Below are 7,165 nucleotides of genomic sequence, written 5' to 3'. Positions count from 1 at the left end.
GAAATTAATGAAAAATAAAATGGATATTTCAAACTTAGATACGGAAAAAAGAAACAAGAATTCAGAAAATTTAGATACTTTAAATAGTTTAGAAATAGTTTCTTTAATGAATAAAGAAGATGAAAATATACCAAAAGCAATTGCTAAGGTATTACCAACAATTGCTAAGCTTGTAGATGCAGTTATTGAAACTTTCAATAAGGGAGGACGTTTAATTTATATTGGAGCAGGAACAAGTGGAAGGTTAGGTATTTTAGATGCTTCAGAATGTGTGCCAACTTTTGGAGTAAGTAAGGAAATGGTAGTTGGTTTAATAGCAGGTGGGAGAAAGGCTATTGTAGATGCGGTAGAAGGTGCAGAAGATAACAGGGAAATGGGAATTAAAGATCTTAAAGACATTGATTTTTCTAAAAAAGATATTTTAGTTGGACTTTCTGCAAGTGGAAGAACTCCCTATGTTGTGTCTGCATTAGAATACGCAAAGGGAATTGGTGCTGTTACAGGATCTATTTCATGTAATAGTAATTCTGAAATGGCTTCTATTGCTGATTATGGAATAGATATTTCGCCGGGTCCTGAAATACTTTCAGGTTCAACTAGATTAAAATCAGGTACTGCTCAAAAAATGGTATTAAATATGATTTCAACAGCTTCCATGATAGGTATTGGAAAAGCTTATAAAAACTTAATGGTAGATGTACAGCCAACAAATGAAAAGTTAATTGAAAGATCTAAAAGAATAATAATGGAAGCTACAGATTCTAATTATGAACATGCAGAGGAGTTCTTTGAAAAATCTGGTAGAAATGTAAAAGTTGCGATAGTAATGATTCTTACTAATAGTAGTAAGGACGATGCTATAAAAAGATTAAAGGAAACAAATGGATTTATATCCAAAACTTTATAGGAGGTTGAAATGGCTAAAGTTTCTGAAAAAGATATTGCAAAGAAGATTTATGAGTACATTGGTGGGCCAGAAAATACAAAATCAGTAATGAATTGTATGACTAGGGTAAGGGTAGAATTAAAAGATAGTAGTAAGGCAGATATTGAAAAACTTAGAAAGATACCTGGGGTAATGGGTGTAGTAGATGGACCACAAATTCAAATTGTTACAGGTCCAGGTTTAAGTACTAAAGTAGCGAATGAAATGGGGAAAATATCGAATATAGAAGTAAAAATTGAAGGTGAGACTGATAAGGATAAGGCAGATCGCCTTGCGAGAGAGAAAAAAGAAGAAATTAAATCAAAACAGAAAAGGTCTTGGTTTAAAGATTTTACAAAACTAATTTCTAGTATTTTTGTTCCAATGATACCTGCTTTTGTTGGTGCTGGACTTATTGGAGGTATTGCATCTATATTTCAGAACCTTTTAGAAGCTGGTAATATTTCAGGAGATAACTGGATTATTGCAGTTTCTGTATTAAATACAATTAAAAATGGTGTTTTTGGTTATTTAAATATTTACGTAGGAATTAACTCTGCTAAAGTATTTGGAGCTTCTGATACATTAGGAGGAGTTATTGGAGGAGTAGTATATTTAACAGGAATAAATCCAGATGTCCCTTTAATAAATATTTTTACAGGAAATCCATTATTAGCTAATCAAGGTGGAATTATAGGAGTTATTGTAGCAGTTGCAATACTTGCATTTATAGAAAAAAGATTACACAAAATTGTTCCAAATTCATTGGATATTATATTGGTTCCAGCTCTATCTTTACTAAGTACAGGTTTAATTACGATGTTTTTAATTATGCCTATAGCTGGTTGGGTTTCAGAAGGATTAGTAGGTGGAATTAACTGGGTACTTACAAGAGGTGGAGTATTCTCAGGTTTTGTTTTAGGTGGACTATTTTTACCATTGGTAATATTTGGTTTACATCAAATATTAACACCTATTCATATTGAAATGATTAGTTCTCAAGGAGCTACTTATTTGTTACCTATTCTAGCTATGGCAGGAGCAGGACAAGTTGGGGCTGCAATAGCGGTTTTAGTAAAATGTAGAAAAAACAAGCCATTAGTAAATATTACTAAGGGTGCTTTACCAGTTGGAGTTTTAGGAATTGGAGAACCGTTGATTTATGCTGTTACTTTGCCTATGGGTAGAGCATTTATTACAGCCTGTATTGGTGGAGGAATAGGTGGTGCAGTTATTGGTGCATTAGGAGGAGTAGGAGCAACAGCAGTTGGTCCTAGTGGAGTTGCATTAATACCACTAATATATGATTTAGCTAATAAATGGTATATATATGTTTTAGGACTACTAGCAGGTTATGTTGGGGGTTTTATTGCAACATATTTATTTGGAATAGATAGGAAATTTACAGAATATGTTCCGGAAGATGAAGAAGGAACAGTAAGTGAATTTAAATTTGAATAATTATTACAGATAAAAGTTTTTTAATAATTAAACCAAAAAGTTGAACAAAGTTCAACTTTTTGGTTTTTTCTAATTAATTTTATTTAATATAATTTTTTACTGTAGTTGGAATAATATCTTTTTTTATAAGAAGAATAGGAGCTTCTAATTTGCTGGCGTAGTTTGCTCCAACAATAGCATCTGGGAAAGTTTCACCACTTGCAAATATATATTTGTTAGGATCTTTATAAATAGATTCTGCAACTTTAACAGATGTTTCATACCTGTCTTCTCCAGCAATTCTAATTACCGATACATTATGTTTTAAAGAATTTTCAATGGTTTTAGATACTGACTTTTCTCCTCCTCCAATTACTATATTCTTTGTTTTCCAAATTTTCAAGGCTTCTCTTGTATCAGCATTAAGTTCTTTAGGACTTGTTAATAGGATGGGGATATTTTCTTTTGATGCTAAACTTGTCATAGAAATTGCATCGGGGAAATTAGTTCCGTCAACAAGTATAGCTTTGTTTTTATTACCTGATTTTTCTATTATTCTATCTCCAACAAGTTTTGCAGTTTCGTATCTATCTGCTCCATTAATTCTAGAGATATGGAATTTAGATAGTTGAGTTTCAATGTTTTTAGAAATTGTATTTGTTCCACCAATAATTATAATTTCCCTTGGATTTAATCTTTCTATTTCCTTAAGTACTTCAGTATCTAATTTGTTTTTTTCTGTTAATAAAATAGGGGATTCTAGAACTTTTGCCAAAACCTTAGATGTTAATTGGTCAGTATATTTTTCTCCACTAGATAATATTATTTTTTCACTAGAAGTATAGGAATTACTTATTTTACTTGCAGTTTCATATCTATTTTTGCCATATATTCTTGATAAATTAAAGTCCTTTAAATATTCTTCAATATTTTTTGAAATAGTGTTATAACCACCAATTAATACAAGTTCTTTTTTAGTATTAGTTATTGGAATAGTTGGTTTTTCAATAGAGGGTAAATTTGGAACACTGTTTGTTTTTATAATTCTATAAGAATCATATAGATTTACTTCTTCAGTGTTTTTTGCGTCATAGGTATATGCATTATATATTAGTTGGTCTCCTGTAATTTCAAATGTTCCAAACATCTGTAAATATGGTTGACTATATTTTGCTAATTGAATATTAAATTGTTTTATAAAATCTTCATTAGGTTTATAGAATTTATTTCCACTTGAATTAATTGATATATATAGTTGAGATTTAGGGTCAACAACAGTTTCATAACCATTAATAATTTGACTTTGTGTATTGGAAAGCTCTAAACCGTTAAGATGTTTCGATCTTGAATAAGTATGATCATGTCCTTGAAGAATAATATCTACTTTAAGTTCATTAAATAATGGTTGTAAATCTGCTCTCATTCCCACTACATCAGAATCATCTATGTGGTTTGAAGCCGTTTGTGTTCCCTTATGCATTGTGACTATTATCCATTTATATCCATTATTTCTAGCATTTTCTATGTCTTTTATCATCCAATTCTTTTGCTCTGCACTAATGCTTTTGGTATTATCATCATTTATGACTATATCATTTGTATTTAACATTGTGAAATGGGCAGGTCCATAGTTAAATGAATAATAAGTTCCATTTTTTGTGTTTTGCTTAGGATAATTAAAGTTAAAATGATTATTGTAAGTGTTATTCTGTGCATCGTGGTTTCCAGGAACAGACATAAAAGTATTGTTCATAAAAAAATCTTTAGCTTCTTCAAAAAACCAATGCCATTCTTCTGGTTTTGAAGAGGTATTAACTAAATCACCACCATGAATAAAAAAATCTGAATCTGGAAAGTATTCTGAAGCTTTTTGGAAAGTCTTAGCGGATATTTTATACTCATCTTGATTTTTACCCTGAGAATCATCTACGAATATAAACTTTAAGGCTTTATTGTTAATGGTTTCAGTTTTAAAGCTTCCAATCGCACTCCAAATATTTTTTGAAGCATCTCCAACTCTATAGTAATATTTGCTGCCAGGAGCTAAATTTGAAAGGGTTACTTTATGAGAAAAACCTCCAATTATTGAAACTTCATTTGATATTCCTGTTGCCTTTAAAGAATGTTTAAAATTAGTAGGAACAGTATTGGATTTTATATATTCAATATCGGATTTGCAATTAGCTTTTGTATGCCAGGTAATTCCCTTACTGGTTTTTTCATCTCCATTAAATACTACTGAAACCTTTGTTGGTAAAAAGTCTTCAACAACTTCTTCATTAACTTTATTATCTAGTGTATTTATAGTGACTTCATCATTAGCTAAAACTGTAATAGGACTAATGATTAATAAAGTTTGAAGTAAAAGACAAATAAAAAAATTTAAAATTCTCTTTTTATACATGAAATCCTCCAAAATAATTTATTTGATCAGTATATTATATGATCTATGTAGAACTTTAATATATAGATATGAAAAGAATTTTAAGAAAAAGTAAAATATTTGTAAATTTTATGTGGGAATTTATTAATAAAAAAAGTACACCATATAGATATGATGTACTTAGGAATATATTAAATTATATTATTTAAAAAATTTATTAATTTAGGCTAATAGAGGTGTTTAATCCTTCTTTTTACTAAAAATAGATATTTTTGGTGTTAGTAAATCTATATTATCAGTTGCAGATTTAATTAATAATGAAAAGATTTCAGAAATCATCTTTTTAGTTTCATCATCTAAATATTTGTATGATGAAAATACAATCTTAGCAGCTTTAAGCCAACTAGTATTTAAAACGTCAATACTGGTTTTATTGTTAATTTCAAATATTTCAAATATTTCAAATATTGCATCAAAAAATTGACTTCTTTCTTCTTCATCAACATTAGCTAGCCAATCCCTAATGGTACTGTCTATAAATACACTATCGGAAGTAACCTTATTTAAATAGACAAAGTCATTTCGCATTACTTCCCATGTATAAATATCATGTTGGGTTAATCCATCTTCATAACTATGGATTACACTATAATCCTCTTTATGCTCTAATAGAATTCCCACAATAGATGATTGAGGTAAAAAAGTATGAATTTTACTTAAAATATTTTTATGACTATATTCTTTTATTAAGGTGGAATTTAATCCTGGACCGTCGAAATTATATACTTTTTCTATTTTCTTTTGAGTTTTTTCTGAAACAAAAGATGATGAATAAATTGCTAAATTACCACCTTTAGAATGGCCTGCAACCCTAACTGGTAGATTAAAATAAGAGGCTATTTTCTCCAAATAATTTTTTGACTCTATTTGAGCAGGAACTACATCCATAAAACTCATATTAAAATCTTCTTTCCAACCTGTTAAGGTACTGTCAGTTCCTCTAAAGGAAACAAAAATATTATTATCTAAAGTGTCTATAGTAATTGCTGAAAATTGTTTTTCGGATTTTTCATCAATATCATTGACATAGGCACATAATTTCATATTTCTAAATCTTTCATTTTTCGCTAATTCTTTAAATAGAGGATAGTCATTTTCAAGTATTAATTTATCTTTAAAATTTTTATCCTTTTTGAAAATTTTATAGGCTTCCTTTATTGTAATTGATTCATTAGATTCTCTTGGAACAATATTATCAAATGGTAAATAAGAAAATCTTGCTAGAATTAAAGCATCAATATTATTAAATTTTGAAATATCTACACTAAGATCACCACGCCAGTTTAGGTAGTCAAATATTGTATTCATAATTCCTCCCGACCATATATTCTATTCATCTTTTTCATTATCTTTACTTACTTTGTTTACCATAAAAAACATAAAACCTATAATTAAAATTGTAACACTTATATTTAATATGTTTAAAGGTAGACTTCTATTACGTTTAGCATCATTTTTTATAGTAATTTCATTATCTTTCTTGGAAATGGAAAAATTATTGTTATAAATCTGATTTGCTACTGCTACCTTATACTCATCTATTTCTTTAAGTTGGTAGGTGTAGGAATTTAATACTGACCTGTTGAAAAACAAACTTTTATTATAGCTAAAGACAGCATAGCTATTGTCTATTTGGTAAATATAAATCGATGTATAATTAAAGTCTTCATTGGATAACAAGTCCATTTTTTTTGCAGTTGGCATACTCTGATATAGTAAATCCTCATTATAATCCAATATATTATCATTTGGAATAGTATAAAATTTTTTTCCGTCTAGGATAAAAAGAGATAGTACTATTACTAATAAAACAATTAAAATATCTGTAATATAAGTACGTTTTTTTGCTTTCATTTAATCAATTCCTTATTTAGATATATATATAATTATATACTATTTTTACTCTATATTTAAATTGTAGTTGTATTATTATAGATTTCATTTTTTATGATATAATTTCTTTAAGAAATTGAAGGAGATATTATGCTAAATATTCTTATAATAATTTTTTTACTAATATGTTTAATTGAGATTGTTAAGTTAGTTAGAAAGAAAACTGTAAATTCACCTTTAACAAAAATAATACCTGAAAATATTTTTTACTATTTCTATTTGGCTACTTTAATAATTATTGAAATTGTTTTAATTGTAGTATTGATTTTGAATTTAATAAAATAAAAAATGTTAGTTGAAAAAGCATTTGGAGATTATATATTCCAAATGCTTTTTTGTATCGCAAAAGTAGATTAGTAGCAAAATTGTATACAAATAGTCCATATCTATTAAAATGTATTTATAATATAATTTTAATAGAAAATAAAAACGGGAGTTATTATGAAAAATATTTTAGAAATAAA

General features: G+C 28.0%; 6 protein-coding genes. 3 read left to right on the top strand and 3 right to left on the bottom strand.

All coding sequences use genetic code 11. The features are described 5' to 3' along the window. Positions 1–7: 7 nt before the first annotated feature. Together murQ and WAO56_RS00735 are read left to right on the top strand one after the other, a co-directional pair. Positions 8–907 carry an N-acetylmuramic acid 6-phosphate etherase gene (murQ, locus tag WAO56_RS00740; RefSeq protein ID WP_422142837.1) on the top strand — a complete coding sequence of 300 codons (900 nt, stop codon included), beginning with the start codon at positions 8–10 and terminating at the stop codon, positions 905–907. Between the two features lie 9 nt (positions 908–916). Beyond that, a complete protein-coding gene (locus WAO56_RS00735) occupies positions 917–2,386 on the top strand; it encodes a PTS transporter subunit EIIC (protein WP_422142836.1) in 1,470 nt (489 codons plus the stop codon). A gap of 79 nt (positions 2,387–2,465) precedes the next feature. On the opposite strand, the gene WAO56_RS00730 is transcribed toward WAO56_RS00735, so the two are convergent. From WAO56_RS00730 to WAO56_RS00720, 3 genes are all read right to left on the bottom strand, one after another. Beyond that, complete coding sequence (locus WAO56_RS00730) at positions 2,466–4,769, bottom strand: cell wall-binding repeat-containing protein (protein WP_422142835.1); 2,304 nt, start codon at positions 4,767–4,769, stop codon at positions 2,466–2,468. 219 nt (positions 4,770–4,988) lie between these two features. Further along, positions 4,989–6,116, bottom strand: a complete 1,128-nt coding sequence (locus tag WAO56_RS00725; protein ID WP_422142834.1) for an Mbeg1-like protein — start codon at positions 6,114–6,116, stop codon at positions 4,989–4,991. Positions 6,117–6,137: 21 nt separating this feature from the next. After that, the gene (locus WAO56_RS00720) at positions 6,138–6,662 is read right to left on the bottom strand and encodes a hypothetical protein (protein WP_422142833.1); all 525 of its coding nucleotides are present in this window, start codon (positions 6,660–6,662) and stop codon (positions 6,138–6,140) included. A gap of 129 nt (positions 6,663–6,791) precedes the next feature. Here WAO56_RS00720 and WAO56_RS00715 point away from each other — a divergent pair, with 129 nt between their 5' ends. Beyond that, complete coding sequence (locus tag WAO56_RS00715) at positions 6,792–6,986, top strand: hypothetical protein (RefSeq protein ID WP_422142832.1); 195 nt, start codon at positions 6,792–6,794, stop codon at positions 6,984–6,986. The last annotated feature ends 179 nt before the right edge of the window (positions 6,987–7,165 follow it).

It is taken from the genome of Miniphocaeibacter sp., from assembly GCF_049276255.1.
Taxonomy (GTDB): domain Bacteria; phylum Bacillota; class Clostridia; order Tissierellales; family Peptoniphilaceae; genus Miniphocaeibacter.
The sequence above is the reverse complement of the archived record's forward strand: the minus strand, read 5'-3'. Positions and strand labels throughout refer to the sequence as shown.